Source organism: Actinoalloteichus sp. AHMU CJ021, from assembly GCF_002895405.1.
In the GTDB taxonomy this organism is placed as follows: Bacteria; Actinomycetota; Actinomycetes; order Mycobacteriales; family Pseudonocardiaceae; genus Actinoalloteichus_B; species Actinoalloteichus_B caeruleus.
The window spans coordinates 1,152,965-1,167,991 of the sequence record NZ_CP025990.1 but is presented as its reverse complement, the minus strand read 5'-3'; the positions used below and the strand labels follow the sequence as shown (position 1 = coordinate 1,167,991).

11 protein-coding genes, 4 tRNA genes and 2 pseudogenes are annotated in these 15,027 nt (G+C 68.8%); 8 read left to right on the top strand and 9 right to left on the bottom strand.

What is annotated here, in order from left to right:
• The first annotated feature begins 1 nt into the window (after position 1).
• On the top strand, positions 2 to 1,435 hold the full coding sequence (gene ligD / locus C1701_RS04550) for a non-homologous end-joining DNA ligase (RefSeq protein WP_103055598.1): 1,434 nt from the start codon (positions 2 to 4) through the stop codon (positions 1,433 to 1,435).
• Positions 1,428 to 2,336 carry a non-homologous end-joining DNA ligase gene (ligD, locus tag C1701_RS04545; RefSeq protein ID WP_026418385.1) on the top strand — a complete coding sequence of 303 codons (909 nt, stop codon included), beginning with the start codon at positions 1,428 to 1,430 and terminating at the stop codon, positions 2,334 to 2,336. The genes ligD (C1701_RS04550) and ligD (C1701_RS04545) overlap by 8 nt, the downstream gene beginning before the upstream one ends.
• A gap of 297 nt (positions 2,337 to 2,633) precedes the next feature.
• Here the strand turns inward: ligD (C1701_RS04545) and C1701_RS04540 are convergent, their stop codons facing one another.
• The gene (locus tag C1701_RS04540) at positions 2,634 to 3,722 is read right to left on the bottom strand and encodes a LacI family DNA-binding transcriptional regulator (RefSeq protein WP_103055597.1); all 1,089 of its coding nucleotides are present in this window, start codon (positions 3,720 to 3,722) and stop codon (positions 2,634 to 2,636) included.
• A 644-nt stretch (positions 3,723 to 4,366) separates the two neighbouring features.
• Here C1701_RS04540 and C1701_RS04535 point away from each other — a divergent pair.
• Positions 4,367 to 6,223 (top strand): rhamnogalacturonan lyase family protein, encoded by a 1,857-nt coding sequence (locus C1701_RS04535; protein ID WP_051313814.1) that lies wholly within the window; start codon positions 4,367 to 4,369, stop codon positions 6,221 to 6,223.
• Positions 6,224 to 6,483: 260 nt separating this feature from the next.
• Here C1701_RS04535 and C1701_RS04530 read toward each other — a convergent pair.
• A tRNA-Val gene (locus C1701_RS04530) sits at positions 6,484 to 6,555 on the bottom strand.
• A gap of 627 nt (positions 6,556 to 7,182) precedes the next feature.
• Between C1701_RS04530 and C1701_RS04520 the strand changes: the two genes are divergently transcribed.
• From C1701_RS04520 to C1701_RS04505, 4 genes are all read left to right on the top strand, one after another.
• Positions 7,183 to 7,608 carry an SsgA family sporulation/cell division regulator gene (locus C1701_RS04520; RefSeq protein WP_016699318.1) on the top strand — a complete coding sequence of 142 codons (426 nt, stop codon included), beginning with the start codon at positions 7,183 to 7,185 and terminating at the stop codon, positions 7,606 to 7,608.
• A gap of 141 nt (positions 7,609 to 7,749) precedes the next feature.
• Positions 7,750 to 7,822 (top strand) — tRNA-Gly (locus C1701_RS04515).
• 46 nt (positions 7,823 to 7,868) lie between these two features.
• A tRNA-Cys gene (locus C1701_RS04510) sits at positions 7,869 to 7,940 on the top strand.
• 1 nt (position 7,941) lies between these two features.
• Positions 7,942 to 8,016: transfer RNA gene (locus C1701_RS04505), tRNA-Val, on the top strand.
• A gap of 98 nt (positions 8,017 to 8,114) precedes the next feature.
• Here C1701_RS04505 and C1701_RS04500 read toward each other — a convergent pair.
• A complete protein-coding gene (locus tag C1701_RS04500; protein ID WP_337662147.1) occupies positions 8,115 to 8,534 on the bottom strand; it encodes a tyrosine-type recombinase/integrase in 420 nt (139 codons plus the stop codon).
• Positions 8,535 to 8,542: 8 nt separating this feature from the next.
• Between C1701_RS04500 and C1701_RS27145 the strand changes: the two genes are divergently transcribed.
• The gene (locus tag C1701_RS27145; RefSeq protein WP_337662146.1) at positions 8,543 to 8,947 is read left to right on the top strand and encodes a hypothetical protein; all 405 of its coding nucleotides are present in this window, start codon (positions 8,543 to 8,545) and stop codon (positions 8,945 to 8,947) included.
• A gap of 811 nt (positions 8,948 to 9,758) precedes the next feature.
• On the opposite strand, the gene C1701_RS27140 is transcribed toward C1701_RS27145, so the two are convergent.
• From C1701_RS27140 to C1701_RS04470, 6 genes and pseudogenes are all read right to left on the bottom strand, one after another.
• Positions 9,759 to 10,244 (bottom strand): AMP-binding protein, encoded by a 486-nt coding sequence (locus C1701_RS27140; RefSeq protein ID WP_337662145.1) that lies wholly within the window; start codon positions 10,242 to 10,244, stop codon positions 9,759 to 9,761.
• A 94-nt stretch (positions 10,245 to 10,338) separates the two neighbouring features.
• A pseudogene (locus C1701_RS28090) lies at positions 10,339 to 10,785 on the bottom strand (AMP-binding protein); the annotation flags it as partial.
• 5 nt (positions 10,786 to 10,790) lie between these two features.
• Positions 10,791 to 11,992: pseudogene (locus tag C1701_RS04480) on the bottom strand (carbamoyltransferase C-terminal domain-containing protein).
• A gap of 34 nt (positions 11,993 to 12,026) precedes the next feature.
• Entirely contained in the window at positions 12,027 to 12,461 is a 435-nt protein-coding gene (locus C1701_RS27135) for a carbamoyltransferase N-terminal domain-containing protein (RefSeq protein WP_337662144.1), read from the bottom strand.
• A gap of 94 nt (positions 12,462 to 12,555) precedes the next feature.
• Positions 12,556 to 13,809 (bottom strand): MFS transporter, encoded by a 1,254-nt coding sequence (locus C1701_RS04475; protein ID WP_337662143.1) that lies wholly within the window; start codon positions 13,807 to 13,809, stop codon positions 12,556 to 12,558.
• Between the two features lie 177 nt (positions 13,810 to 13,986).
• On the bottom strand, positions 13,987 to 14,982 hold the full coding sequence (locus C1701_RS04470) for a thioesterase domain-containing protein (RefSeq protein WP_337662142.1): 996 nt from the start codon (positions 14,980 to 14,982) through the stop codon (positions 13,987 to 13,989).
• Positions 14,983 to 15,027: the final 45 nt, after the last annotated feature.

Here is a 15,027-nt window from a genome sequence, read left to right as displayed (position 1 = left end):
CATGGCCGACCTGGACGAGTACCGGCGTCGGCGGGACCCGAGACGGACGCCCGAGCCCGTCCCCGACCACGGCCCCCTCCCGCACGGCGCGGACGACGTGTTCGTCGTGCAGGAACACCACGCCCGACGCCTGCACTGGGATGTCCGGCTCGAACGGAACGGGGTGCTCGTCTCCTGGGCGGTGCCCAAGGGCTTGCCCGCCGAACCCGGCACCGTCCGACTCGCCGTGCGCACCGAGGACCACCCGCTCGACTACGCGGACTTCGAGGGCCGCATCCCGAAGGGGGAGTACGGGGCCGGTGAGGTGCTGATCTGGGACAGGGGCACCTACGAGACCCGGAAGTGGACCGACCACGAGGTCGACGTGGTGCTGCACGGCGACCGGGTGACGGGGCGCTACGTCTTCTTCGGTCGAGGCGGCGACTGGATGGTGCGACGGAGCGACCCGCCCCAGGACCCCGACCGGGTCCCGGTGCCCGACGACGTGGCGCCGATGCTGGCCACCGCCGGCACCCTGCCCAGCACCTCCGAGGACGACCAGTGGTGCTACGAGTTCAAGTGGGACGGCGCCCGGGCCCTCGCCGAGGTGGAGGGCGGTCGGCTCCGGTTGCGCAACCGTCGAGGCGAGGACGTCACCGCCACCTACCCCGAGCTGCGGGGGCTCGGGGAGCAGCTCGGCTCCACCCAGGTGCTGCTCGACGGCGAGATCGTCGTGCTCGACCAGGGACGCCCGAGTTTCGCGCTGCTCCAACGTCGGCTCCACGTCACCGGGCAGGCCAGGACCAGGCGCCTCGCCGAGGAACACCCCGCCACCCTCCTCGTCTTCGACCTCCTCCACCTCGACGGCCGGAACCTCTTCGACCTGCCCTACACGCGGCGGCGGGCGCTGCTCGACGAGCTCGCCCCGCGCGGACCCCACTGGCAGACACCCCCGTCCTTCTCCGGAGGGGGCGCCGCCGTCCTCCAGGTGAGCAGGGAACGGGGGTTCGAGGGCATCGTCGCCAAGCACCGAGACTCCCCGTACCGGCCGGGCCGGCGCTCACCGGCCTGGACCAAGATCAAGGACGTGCGCACCCAGGAGGTGGTGGTCGGCGGCTGGCGTCCGGGGGAGGGCCGGCGGAGCGGGGTGCTGGGATCGCTGTTGCTCGGCCTCCCCGGCCCCGACGGGCTCCGCTTCGTCGGATCGGTCGGCAGCGGCTTCTCCGAAGCCGAACTGAGGAGCCTCACCGGCACGCTGCGCGAGCTGGCCAGCGCGAAGTCCCCCTTCGTCGGACCGGTGCCGGCCCAGCGGGCCCGGTCCGCCCTCTGGGTCGAACCCCGCCTGGTCGGTGAGGTGCTGTTCCAGGAGTGGACGCGGGACGGGCGGCTCCGGGCCCCCCGCTGGCGCGGACTCCGGGACGACAAACGGCCAGCGGAGGTGACCGAGGGTGCCTGAGGACCGGGTCAGCGTCGTCGTCGGCGACCGCCGCCTCCGCCTGACGAACCTCGGCAAGATCCTCTACCCCGAGGCGGGGGTGAGCAAACGGGACGTCATCGACTACTACGCCCGGGTCGCACCCGTCCTGCTCGGGCACCTCCGGGGACGACCGGTGACGCTGCGCCGCTACCCGGACGGCGTCGACGGGCAGTCGTTCTTCGAGAAGAACGCCTCCCGGTCGGCCCCGGACTGGGTGCCCACCGTCGAGATCCCCACCCCGGGCAGCAGCAAGGGAGCGGAGACGACGGAGTTCGTCCTGGTGGACGAGGTACCGACCCTGGTGTGGCTCGCCAACCTGGCCGCCCTCGAACTGCACGTCCCCCAGTGGCGGGTCACCCCCGACGGGGCGCGCGACACCCCCGACCTGCTCGTTTTCGACCTCGACCCCGGCCCGCCCGCGACGGTCGTCGAGTGCTGCCGGGTGGCGGAACTCCTCCGCGTCGAACTGGAGGCGGACGGGCTCGCCCCCCGGCCCAAGACCAGCGGGTCGAAGGGGCTCCAGCTCTACGTGCCGGTCACCGTGGCCGAGGCGGACCGGACCTCCCGGTACGCGAGGGAACTCGCCGATCGGCTGGCCCAGCGCCATCCGGAGGCCGTGGTGTCGACGATGACCAAGGCCAGGCGGGTGGGCCGGGTGCTCATCGACTGGAGCCAGAACAACCCGGCCAAGACGACGGTGGCGCCCTACTCGCTCCGCGCCCGCGCCCAGGCCACCGTGTCCACCCCGGTCACCTGGGACGAGGTGGAGAGCTGCGCCGCGCCGGAGGACCTGGTCTTCACCCACGGCATGATCCCGGACCGGCTCGACCGGTACGGGGACCTCTTCGAGGAGCCGCCCGGCGAGCACCCCCGGCTGTAGGTGACCCGCGTCCGGGGCGCACCGCCGTTGACCGGTGCGACGGGATGGGCGGATGTCGACGGCACGGTCGAGAACGCGACGGCCTGGCGCGACCACCGGGCACGGGCACCGGGCGTGATCCGCTCCCGGCCCACGCCCGCCGGGACCACCGCCAGCCCCGAACCGATCGTCGGCGGCGCCCCGCCTCGCCCGGCCGTGGTGCGGGGTGTGCCCCGGGCGGGCGTGGTGCGGGAACACCGGGAGAGCGGGACGGACCCGCGACGGGTACCTCCTCGACCGGGCGTCCCGGGCCCACCGTCACCCCACCCGGGGCTCCTCGCGGACGAGCGGCCGAACCGAGTCGCGGACGACGATGTGCGTCCCGAGCATCACGCCGGGGACCGCCGCCGTGGAATCCCGGGGGCGACCCAGGGCCATCCGCACGGCAGTGCGTCCCAGCTCCTCGTGCGGCACGTGCACCGTGGTGAGGTCGATGTCCGCCGACGGCGGCAGGTCGTCGAAGCCCACCAGGGAGACGTCCTCGGGGACGCGGAGCTCGTGCGCCCGCAACGCCTGGCGGGCGCCCGCCGCGATGAGGTCGTTCCCGGCGAAGACGGCGGTGAAGTCGCGCGGCCCGGCGGCGAGCCGATCCCGGATCATCCGGTAGCCCTCGTCCCGTTCCATCCGGCCCTCGACCTCCAACCCGGGGTCGTGGGGGACACGGTGGTCGGCCAGGGCCGCCCGGTAGCCGGCGACCCGGCTTTCCGGGGTGGTGTAGCTGTCGCGGCGGCCGAGGAACAGGATGCGCCGGTGCCCCAGCGACAGCAGGTGGCTGGTGATGGCATAGGCGCCGCCGCTGTTGTCGTACTCGACGACGAGTGCGGGGACGTCGGAACCCAACGCGGGTCGGCCGCACAGCACCAGCTGCGAGCCGGCCGCCGCCAGGGCGCGGGCGTAGTTCGCCATGCGCTCGCGGTAGGCGTCGTCGGCGATCACGTTCCCGACCAGGATCACGCACTCGGCGTGCTCCTCGCGCATCAACTGGACCGTGGCCAGTTCGCGCTCGGGATCGCCGCCGGTGGTGCCGACGATGCACAGTTTGCCCTCGATCGCCGCCTGCGTCTGGACCCCCTGCGCCACGTGGGCGTAGTGCGGGGAGATCACGGAGTTGACGATGATCGCGACGCTGCGGCTGCGGGCGCCGGCGAGCCCCCGCGCGTTCGCGTTGGCCACGTAGTCGAGTTCGCGCACCGCGCGGAGCACCTTGCCCCGGGTCGCGGCGGCTCCCGGGTACGTCCCGGAGAGGATGCGGGACACCGTGGCGACGGACACCCCGGCGCGGGCGGCCACATCCCTGATCGTCGTCGGCCGCCGTCCCCCGCTGTCGGACGCCGCGCGCCGGCCCATCCGTACCTCCTCGTCACGCTGAAACGTGCTGGTAAAACGATTACACGCGATGGTTCCGGGCTGGCGCACTGGTGTCAAATCACCGCCGCGCCCACAGCGTGGATCGGAGGGAGAACCCGCGCCACCCGCCCAGGGGGAACGACGCGGCCACCCCAGGATGCCGGCGCCCGCTCCCTTGACGGCACCGGCGGCACCGTGCTCCCATCCTTATGTAACCGTATACATGGAGTCGGTCCGCTACCGGGAAACGGCCGTGGTGGGGAGGGCGTAGGTGACGGCCGCCCGACATCCTCGGACCCCCGTCGGCCACTCCGGCCCACCGAACCGCGCGCACAGCGGCGGAGCGCCGTCCGCCCGCAGCGACCTCGCCCCCTGGTGACCCCGTCGGCCCGCCCGTGACGTTCCCCGGGCACCCGGCGGCCGGGAGGGCCCGCCCCCGTGAGCACGGGAACGCGAGCCCACACGCCCGCCGCGTCCCCGGAACCCGGTACGAGGCCCTGAGCGTGTTCCGGGATCCGCCACGCCACCGCCCACCCCACCCCGCCCCCGCGCCGCCCGCCGTCCGGGTCCACCCCGCCGGTCCCGCCAGCGCCGCACCATCCGCACACAGCACCGCATGACCATCGGAAGTCAGGGAGGACTTCATGGCAGTCACGCGTCCCCGCCGCCGAGCCGCGACGATCAGCGCGCTGGTACTGACCGCCAGCGCCACCCTGGTGACCAACCCGCCCCACGGCGGTGACGACCCACCGGGCGAGCCGGCGATCTCGACGCCGCGCGTGATGGAGCGCCTCGACCGCGGTGTCGTGGCGGTGCGTTCCAGCGGCTCCGACGTCCTCGTCACCTGGCGGCTCCTCGGACTCGACCCGGACGACATCGGCTTCCACGTGTACCGCTCCGCCTCCGGCGGGCCGTACGAGCGGCTGAACTCCGAGGTCCTCACGGGCGGGACCAACTTCGTCGACTCGACCGCCGACCTCGACCAGCCCAACAGCTACCGGGTGCGTCCGGTGCTCGACGACACCGAACAGGATCCGAGCGGCTCCTTCACCCTGCCCGCGGACAACCCCGTCGAACCCGTCGTCCGCGTCCCGTTGCGACCCGGAGGCCCCGTCAAGTTCGTCTGGGTCGGTGACCTCGACGGTGACGGCGAGTACGACTACGTGCTCGACCGGCAGACCGCACCCCAGAAGCTCGAGGCCTACCGCAACGACGGGGAGTTCCTCTGGGAGGTCGACATGGGGCCGAACAGCATGGACCAGAACAACATCGAAGGAGGCTCGTCCACCCTCAACGTGGGCCACTGGGACGGGGTCACCGTCCAGGACCTCGACGGCGACGGGCACGCGGAGGTCGCCGTGCGCATCGCCAACGGGGTCACCTTCGGAGACGGGGAGACCTTCACCCACGACCACGACGACCACCAGTTCATCGCCATCCTCGACGGTATGACCGGCGCGTCCCGGGCCACCGCCGCCGTCCCCACGGACTACCTGTCCGACGGGCCGATGTACGCGCGCCTCGGCGTCGGCCACCTCGACGGCGTCACGCCGAGCGTCGTCTCCTACATGAAGAACCGCGTCGGCGACGGCGGCTTCAACCTGATGATGGCCGCCTGGAACTTCGACGGCCGCGACCTGACGCGGCAGTGGACGTGGCTGCGCGGCGACCAGAACGCCCCCGACGGCCACAACACCCGCATCGTCGACGTCGACGGCGACGGCAGGGACGAGATCGCCGAGATCGGCTTCGTGCTCAACGGGGACGGAACCCTCCGCTACAGCCTGGGGGAGCAGGGCATCGTCCACGGCGACCGCTTCCACATCGCCAAGATGGACCCGACCCGCCCGGGCCTCCAGGGGTACGGGGTGCAGCAGGACCACCCCGGTGGCCTGCGCGAGTACTACTACGACGCCAGCGACGGCACCATGCTGTGGCAGCACGTCGAGGAGGGCGTCAGCGACGTCGGCCGCGGCATGGCGGGCGACATCGACCCCAACCACCCCGGCATGGAGGTTTGGTCGTTCTCCGGCCTGTACAACGCGCCCACCAACACCCTCACCGAACCAGACACCTCGCTGGCGCCGTGGCCGCACCTCGGCCTGTGGTGGGACGGCGATCTGACGATGGAGCTGCTCAACGACGGCAAGATCGAGAAGTGGGAGCCCAACGACCCGAGACCGAGCAACAGCCTTCGAAGGCTGGTCACCACCTGGCGGCACGGCGCGGTCAACGCCAGCGGACCGAACCCGGCCTTCGTGGGCGACATCCTGGGCGACTGGCGTGAGGAGGTCGTTCACACCAACGCCGAGTACGACGAACTCATCATCTTCACCACGGACCAGCCGACGGACACCAGGATCTACACGCTCGCCCACAACCCCGCCTACCGAAACGGGATGACGCTCAAGGGCTACCCGCAGTCCCACCACCTCGACTACTTCCTCGGCGCGGACATGGCGCCGCCGCCCCGGCCGAACATCAGGTACGCGGGGGACTGACCGAGGACGGCACCGCCGTCGTCGCCACCACCGTCCGTTCGACGTCCGGGGCGCCTCGACGCTGGTCCGGGCGCCAACCACGCGGAAGGACGGTGGAGGGCGGCGGATGAGGGGGCCGGCTCCGGCCCGGCAGCGTCACGGCACGACCGCTCACGAGGGGTGGCGACGGGCACACGAGCCCGGTCTGGCGCGACCAGGGGGCACCTGGGAAAACGACAACGGCCCTACCCGAATCTATCGGGTAGGGCCGTTGCGTTGGGTGGGCGATACTGGGATCGAACCAGTGACCTCTTCGGTGTGAACGAAGCGCTCTCCCCCTGAGCTAATCGCCCGTGGTTCCTGGTCGAGGGCGGAATCACTTCCGCTTGCTCGGCCGGCTCCGGTGCCTCCGGGGCTCCCCGGCGACGAGAAGAACACTACACCACCTGTTCGGCGGTCTTCGCCCGGGGGGTCGCGGCCGGATCATGGAACGGGAACGCCTGGTGGGCGGCCACCCGCCTCCTGGCACCCGCGTCTCCCGTGCCGAGGTGGGTCGCCTCCCGCGTCGCCGCTCCGGGCGGGTGGTCGGGGGCGCGCGAGAGCTCCCGGCGACGGCTCACCCTGTGCTTTTTCCCGCAATGTGATGATGGCCGGCGCGGCTGCGCTCTGGTTTGCTCAGGACGGACGATGGCGGCATGTGACAAGAGTGGAAGTGGCTCGCCGTGGCACTCACCGTGCGTCCAGGGCCAGTTGCGTCACGCAGCGAGATGACTGCCCGCTCCTCCCGGGCGGAGGTGGACGGCCAGGAGGGACTCCTCGGATTCTGGGCACGGAGCGCAGCTGGTCGGTCGCCCAACGAATTAGTTCTGACCCGTACGGGTGATGTCTCGGCCCAATGCGAGCATTTTCGGGTCTCTACGCGTCACAACTGTTGTGGTCGGTCGTTTCAGACCAGTAGTGAACAGGAGAGGGTAACAACAATGCGCAACGATCACGTGACGCTCTGCTCGAAGGCGGTTTTCGATCTGCTGGCCCCCCGCACACCGGCCGTGCCGGTGCACGTGGAGCTCCGGTACGACACCCGCGACCCCTACGCCATCGTCGCCGCGTTCCAGACGGGGCGGGGCGGCAGTGTCGAGTGGGTCTTCGCCCGCGACCTGCTCGCCGACGGACTCATCGCCGAGGTCGGTGACGGCGACGTCCGGCTGCGGCCCGCGATGGACAACCCCGAGGTCGTCGTCATCGAGCTGAGCTCCCCCTCGGGGCATGCCATGTTCGAGGCTTCGGCGCAGGAGCTCGCCGACTTCCTGGACCAGACCTACGACGTCGTGATGCCCGGCAACGAGAACCTCTGGGTCAACGTCGACGACGCGCTGGCGCGACTGCTCCCTCACGACCGGTCCTGACCAGCGGAAACGGCCGACCATGCGTGTTTGGGGACCCCCCGTTTGATCCACCAGGACGGGGTCCGCTAGAGTTCTCATCACGACAGCGAGGCAGGGACTCCCCGGGAGGATCCAAGCCCAGGGGTTCACCGCCTTGCTTCTGCGGACGTAGCGCAGTTGGTAGCGCATCACCTTGCCAAGGTGAGGGTCGCGGGTTCGAGTCCCGTCGTCCGCTCTGAGCGGCCGTAACGAGGCCGACGTCTCGGTGCGAGCCGGGATTCGGCGGAGTGGCCGAGTGGTTTAGGCAAGGGCCTGCAAAGCCCTGTACGCGGGTTCGATTCCCGCCTCCGCCTCGGGCGATTAGCTCAGTGGGAGAGCGCTACCTTGACACGGTAGAGGTCACTGGTTCAATCCCAGTATCGCCCACCAGTTATACATGGTGGTCAGAAGCCCCACCGACGATCTTCGTCGGCGGGGTTTTCTGCGTTGTGGGAGCAATGTGGGAGCAACCGATCATGACGTGATTCTCATCTCGGTATGTGTTCTGGGGAGTCGGTCTCGGTAGTGCTCACGGTGGATCGCTCCCATCGTCGTTGGAGTCCGTCGAGCATCCGGTCGATCATGTCCTGTGTCACATGGGAGTAGGTGCCTGCGACGCCGCGCATCCGATGTCCGAGCCGCTTGTGTTGCAGGACCTCGGGGACGGTGTCCTCGATGAGCCACGTCTTGTGCGTGTGGCGCAGATCATGGAAGTGGAATCCGGGCAGCAGTGGCGCCCATCCACGTCGAGGAAGCCCTGCGACGGCGGGGACCCAGAACCGGTCGCGGAAGTTCGACCTGCGCAGCAAGCCTCCGTCGGCGCCGGTGAAGACATGCTCGTGGTCCTTTTCGCTGCGGTGGGTGCGAAGGGAGTCACGCAGGAACGGCGGCAGATGCACGAGGCGCACCGACGCAGGTGTCTTCGGCGGCCCAACTCCACCTGACCGCCGATCTCGTGCAGGGCCCGGAATCGCGCATCGACCCGGATGGTGCCTGCGGTCGCCTCGCCGTGCGGGGCAGCCCCGTGGTGGAAGCGACGGCACGACTCACCACCGCAGCCGCCGAACACACCGACGCGGCCGCCCGATCACGAGTGATCTCTCAGATCAAGCTCGCCTCGCTGACGATGGCGAACGGCGATCCCACCGAAGCCACTGCGATGGGAAGAGAAGCACTCGACGGGGCTGCCGCCATCCGCTCGCGGCGTGCCGGTGACGACCTTCGGGAGCTGTGGCGTTACGCGGCACGGCATCCAACGGTCCCGGAAGTCACTGGGCTCCGGCAGCGCATCACCACGCTGATCCTCCCGGCCTCGACATGACGCCCGCGAGCGACCCGCGAGCGGCGATGGCCGAAGCCTGCACTCGCGTAGGACTCGATCCGCACGGAGCCGAGCCCATTCGTCTCGGAGAAAACGCGATCTTCCGCCTGCCCCACCGTGTCGTGGTCCGCGTGACTCGACCAGGACAGTTCAGCGCAGCAGCGAAGGAAGTCCAGGTCGCCCGTTGGGCAGAGCAGCAGGGCGTTCCCGCAGTCCGCCTCGTAGCCGACGTCGACCAGCCGATTCCGGCCGCAGGACGCGCAGTGACCTTCTGGCAGGAACTTCCCCCTCATCGGCACGGCACACCCACCGAAGTGGCCGGTGCACTGCGCTTGCTGCATTCGATGCCGACACCGACCGAATTCACGCTCCCACCGCTGACACCGTTCATCCGGTTGGAGGAACGCATCACCGCAGTGACCAGGTCAGACGACCAGGCATGGTTTCTACCTGGGCACCGCGTTCGGGCCGGCTTCCCTGCGCATACACGAACTCGCGGTCGCCGTTGAGCTACGAGATCCACTGGGTATCGAACGTGCGGCGTCCTGGCATCCGCCCGACGAGCTCCCCGCCGAGCGCCGCTCCCATTATTTTATCGATCTAGCCGGTGCCCAGCTCGACCTCGGTTACCACGATGACGCTTACGTGTGCCTTCAGACCGCTCGGCAGGCCGCGCCCGAACACGTTCGCACCCACCCGCAGGTCCGTCAGTCCCTGTCAACATTGCTGCGCACTCACAACGCGCCCAGTACTGGCCTGCTCGACCTCGCGGCGTGGGCCCACGCTCGTTGATCCGCCAATCACCAGCCGCTCACCGTGAAAACAGCAGACCTGGCAGGTCATGGATCGAGTCAATCACCCACTCCGCATCGCGACGTACCAGCGGATCGTCAGCCCACAGGTGCCCCCATGGGCCGCGCCGAATCAACGCCGTGCGGAACCCCGCTGCCCTCGCGGCCACGACGGCGATCCGGTCGGACAGCACGAACGCCTCGCCGGCCTGCGCGATCTCGACGAGGGTGGGCAGCCTGAGCCCTTCCTCGGCGGCGGCTTCACACACCGCGTCGACCATCGCGTTGGGCGCGTGCAGTTCGCTGACCCGGTTGTCCTCGAGCCAGCGCACGAACCGCTCCGGGCTGCGCCGTGTCTGCTCGTCGGGCATGACCAGGCACCCGCCACGGTGTAGCGTCGACAGGATCTCCGTGGCCGAGGCGTCGAAGCTGATTGCGGAGAACTGCGCGGTCCGGACCCGCAGGCCGGTCGGCGATACGGAGCCGTGCCACAACACCAGGTTCACCAGGACACCGCATGGCAGCACCACCCCTTTTCGGCCTCCCGGTGGAGCCCGACGTGTACGCAGGGTGGTCCTGGTGCAGGGGAGCAAGGCGATCCTGGTCGACGGGATCGGTGGACGGCCACTGCCCGTTGGCCACCGAGTCCAGAAGCAGGTGCGGACACTTCAACTCCGGCAGCACACCGATGGTCTCGGGGGTGACCAGCACGATCCGGCACGAGGTGTCGGCCAGCATGAACGCGATCCGATCGGCCGGATAGGACGGATCGATCGGCAGGTAGGCCGCCCCTGATTTCAGCACCGCCAGCAGCGCCACCACTAGATCCTCCGACCGGGGCACCGCCAGCGCCACGACCTGCTCCGGTCCGGCGCCGTGGGCGATCAGCCGGTGTGCCAACCGGTTGGCGCGCGCGTTCAGCTCCGCGTAGCTCAGCGGGACGTCCTCGAACTCCACCGCCGTCCTTTCAGGGGAGCGCGCTACCTGGGCCTGGAACAACTCCGGCAACGTCGTGCCGGTCTCATTGATCGATGCTGCGAGATCCATGATGTTCACCCGATGGCCGGATTGGTGTAGAGCAGGCCGTCCGACCAGATGTAGCGTGTCTTTCCCCACCGGGCGGCCGAAGCAACGTCGGGGAAAAATCCGCGTCCTTCGAAATTTGCGCTCGTGTTGCACAGCACGGGCACACCGCTGATCTCCGCATATGCCGCCAGGATGAGGGACGCGGCGGGATCGCTGTGCGCGTCGAGGGTCTGCAGCCTGGCCGTGCCGTCGAGGTGAACGACGGCGGGGACGCGGCGGCCCATCCCGGCCGCATCCGGTGCTCGAATATCATGAACGGGTCCGGTGTACCGGGAACGAAGACCTCCTTCGCACGGTCCACCAGGCAGATCGGCGCCACCGGCCGGTAGTCGGCACGATTCTTGATCGCGTTGAGCCGGGCCCTCATCGCGGGATCGGTGGCGGGGGCAAGAATGCTTCGGTTGCCCAGTGCGCGCGGCCCCAGTTCGGCACGGCCCGACAGCACGACCACCGGTTCGTTCTCGATGTGCATCAGGAGAGCCAGCTGTCGCTCGTCACACCGCTGGACCTGCCACCCCTTCGGTGCGCCGCCAGCGGTCAGGGTAGGTCCACTGTAGACTTCCCACTCCAGCGCTGGCGTGCCGCGCCGGAACATCTCGCAGACCGCCGTGCCGATGGCCGCTCCGGCGTCGCTCGGGAACGGCGGAACGAACACGTCCTCGAACAGTCCACTGGCGCGGATCAGCGTGTTCCATTTGATGTTGAGCGCGCAGCCACCGCCGAGGACCAGGTTGAGGCGCCGACCCGGGAACCTGCGCTCCACCAGCCTAGTGAGCCGTTGCAGCAGCCGGTTGCCCAGGTAGTCCTGGAACGTGGCGATAATGTCCGCGTTGGACATCCCCGGCATGATCTCGTTCCGGTTCGACGCGACCTTCGCGCCCAGCACGAGCCCGTTGTCGTTGTCCACCTTGGGGAACTCGGCGATGAGGTCGTCCAGCAGCGGGAACGCCGTCGGTTCGGCCGTGCCCAGCGCCGCGTACGCCATCGCCTTCCCTGCGATTGACAAGTGGTGGCGTTCCGCCTGATCCGGCGAGAGGCCGCTGGTGTCGGCGGCAAACGGCTCGAACGCAGCGGAAAAGTCCGCGAAGGTGTTGCCCATGACCGGTAGGAGAGCGGACACCAGCGTCACTTCACGGGTCGCGGCGTGCACCTCGTACAACCGCGGCATGATCCCGCCGTCCCACACGAGGGCCAGCGCGTTCTCACGGCGCGGCGAACGGGCTCGTGCAGTAGACGCCGAGCAGGTGGTTGGCCACATGGGTGAAGCCCGCGTAGCCACCGCTCGCGCCCGCGAGTTCGAGACCGGTGAAGGTGTGCCGCTGCAGAGGTCCTGCGGCGCCGGGACCCTCCACGTAGGGCGCGACGGCGAGCTGCACCGACTTCTCGCCAGTGCCGATCGAGACGACGTGCGCGCCGTTGGCGTCTTGCGTGTACCAGCCGTCGACGACGAACTGGTCGACGTCGGCTGGCGCCAGACCTTCCCCGGCCAGGATGTCCGTCACCTGCTGGAGGCTGGCGAGAGAGCTGTAGCGCTCTCCGTTGCCCAGCTTCTCGGTTTCGACGCTGAACCGGAGGCGGCCGTCCTCGACGACCGCGACCGCACCGTCATGCGATGCCTTGATTCCGCAGGTGATCACGACAAATCATCCCCCCATGTTGTATGGCGACATATCACGAGCCTTAGTGCGCGGAGCGGCGCCTCCCCGTGCGGACGCGAAATCCTCGCGCTCATCAGGCCGAATTCTCCGTGGCGCTCACCAGGGCGCGGTTGTTCAGCACGGGATAGAAGGCCAATGCCACCAGGATCAGGAAAACACCGGAAACGATGTACGAGACCTGGACGGCGAAAACGGTCGCGAGAACGCCGCCGAGCATCGCTCCGATCGGACCTCCGGTCATCACCACCAGCCTGCTCGAAGAAAGCACCCTCCCCAAGAGATCATCGGGCACGATCTGCTGACGCAATGTGCTCACCACAACTTTCTCCGCAGTCATCAGCGCACCGGTCACCGTCATCATCGCGGCCGCAACCCACGAATTGCCGACAAGTCCTAGAACCAGAATGGCCGCGCCCACGCCGGATTTGCCCACGAGCATTACCGTACCGGGGCCGAATCGCTTGCTAGCGGCCCCGGCGGCCAGTCCCCCGACCGTCGCGCCAACCGCAGTGGCCGTCAGCAACAGACCGAAGCCGAAATCGGGAAGTTCGAGAACCTCCTTGGCCAGCAGCGCAAGCATCGCGAACTGAGCGGTGGCGGCGACGTTGCCGAGGCAGGACACCGTGGCCAGAGCCCGCAGGGTCCGGTTCCCGAACAACCACCGGATGCCCTCGACGATGTCGCTCCGCACGCTCTTGCGTGGCGCTTCGGGCTTCTCCTTCGACTTGGCGTCCGCCCCGATCGAGAAGATCAACAGACCGCTGGCGACGAACGAGAGAGCGTTGCTGGCGAACGGCAGGACGTTCCACACGCCGAACAGCGCGGAGCCGACGGGAGGCCCCACGAAGTCTTCACCGTTGCTGTCCGCCATGGCGATCCGCCCGTTCGCCGTTGCCAGGCTTCGCGGATCCCGGGACACCAAGTGGGGAATCGCCGACTGGGCGGCGATGTCGAAGAAGACCTGGCCGACACCCAGCAGGAACGCCGCGAGCACCAGCCACACCAGGTGCACCTGCGCGGTCAGAATCAGCGCCGCGAGAACGACCAAGACGGCGAACCTGCCCAGGTCCGCCCACACCATCACCCGCCGGCGGTCCAGCCGGTCCACCACGACACCGGCGTGCAGCGAGAGCAGCACCCAGGGAATCTCGGCCGCCATGACGACGGCGCTCAACGCCAACGGACTGCTGGTGCTCTGCAGAGCCAGCAGGGGCAACGCGGCGGCATACATGCCGGTACCGATGGACGATACGAGAGTAGCGGCAAAGAGCCTGTTGAAGCGACGACCCAGCTTCACCTTGGCGCCGCCAGATTCCTTCGTGGACACTGTAAAAGTTCCTTCGGTTGGGCTGTCAAAACAGACGAACTCCGCGCTGATCGCGCTGGTTAACGCTCAGCGCCGTACCGCGCAAGCACGCGGTTGACTCCGCCTACTAAGCGATTGCGCCACCTCGATGTCCGCACGTCGCGAACGCGATCGGACAGATCGAAGTGCTACAATCCGTCATTCACCGGCATTGGGAACTCCCCGTCGGGACTGCCGAACGTCTCGGTCACGACTCGTCCTCTCGATCTTCTCGGCAAACACCTCGGCTATTCGACCCAACGGCTCTGGCCGCAACATCTCGTGGTGCTGTGCGGCAATGACGTGCAGGTGCAAAGAACCCGTGACGAAACGTCGCCATGCCGTGGGTTTGAGCTCGGGAATGTCACGATCACCGGTAGCGCTGAAGAACAGCACGTCCCCGTCGAACAGGGGTGGGTCGTGCTTCACGGCGAGGCGCGTGTTGTGCCCGAGAACGGTGGCCAACTCGGCCGCCCGTCCATCATCCACCTGGGACAACGCCGTGCCGTCGAGGTGCAGACGGCGTACCGTTTCGAGGTCTGGTGCTGGCTCCTCAGCGGTCGAGCCTGGTTCTCCGCCAGCGTACGGATAGCAGTCGATCAACGCCAGCAGGTCAATCTGTTCTCCGGCTTCACCGAGCATCGCTGCGATCGTGTGGGCCACGTTGCCACCGAACGACCAGCCCGCCAAGCGGTACGGGCCTGCCGGCTGAACCTCGCGGAGTCGGCTGAGGTAGTCCAGCGCCATGTCCGTCAACGTCGGCGCGAGCAGGTCGGCATCCGACACCGCCCTCGCTTGCAGCCCGTAGATCGCGGGACCGCGCAGCCAGCGGGCGAATCCGGCATAACACCAACTCAACCCGATGCCGGGATGGACGAAGAAGATGGGCGGTCGATCACCGTTCGCTCGGATCGGCAACAGCACGTCCTCGTTGTTCGACACCTCACCGGTGTTGAACAGATCGCTCATCTGCGCGACTGTCGGCGCCTGGAAGAGGCGACTGATCGAGAGCTCCACACCGAAGGACGCCTTGATCGAGCTCACCAAGCGTGCCGCGAGCAGGGAATGCCCACCGATGTCGAAGAAGTCGTCGTCCACACCGACGTGGTCGAGCCCGACCGCCTCGGCGAACAGGCCGCACAGAAACTCCTCCACCGGATTCGACGGCGCCCGCCGAGATCCCGCCGAGATCCCGACGAG

Bases quoted from the DNA above. Each gene is read 5' to 3' on its own strand.
- ligD (WP_103055598.1), top strand. From the start codon at position 2: ATGGCCGACCTGGACGAGTACCGGCGTCGGCGGGACCCGAGACGGACG.
- C1701_RS04540 (WP_103055597.1), bottom strand. From the start codon at position 3,722: ATGGGCCGGCGCGCGGCGTCCGACAGCGGGGGACGGCGGCCGACGACG.
- C1701_RS04535 (WP_051313814.1), top strand. From the start codon at position 4,367: ATGGCAGTCACGCGTCCCCGCCGCCGAGCCGCGACGATCAGCGCGCTG.
- C1701_RS04520 (WP_016699318.1), top strand. From the start codon at position 7,183: ATGCGCAACGATCACGTGACGCTCTGCTCGAAGGCGGTTTTCGATCTG.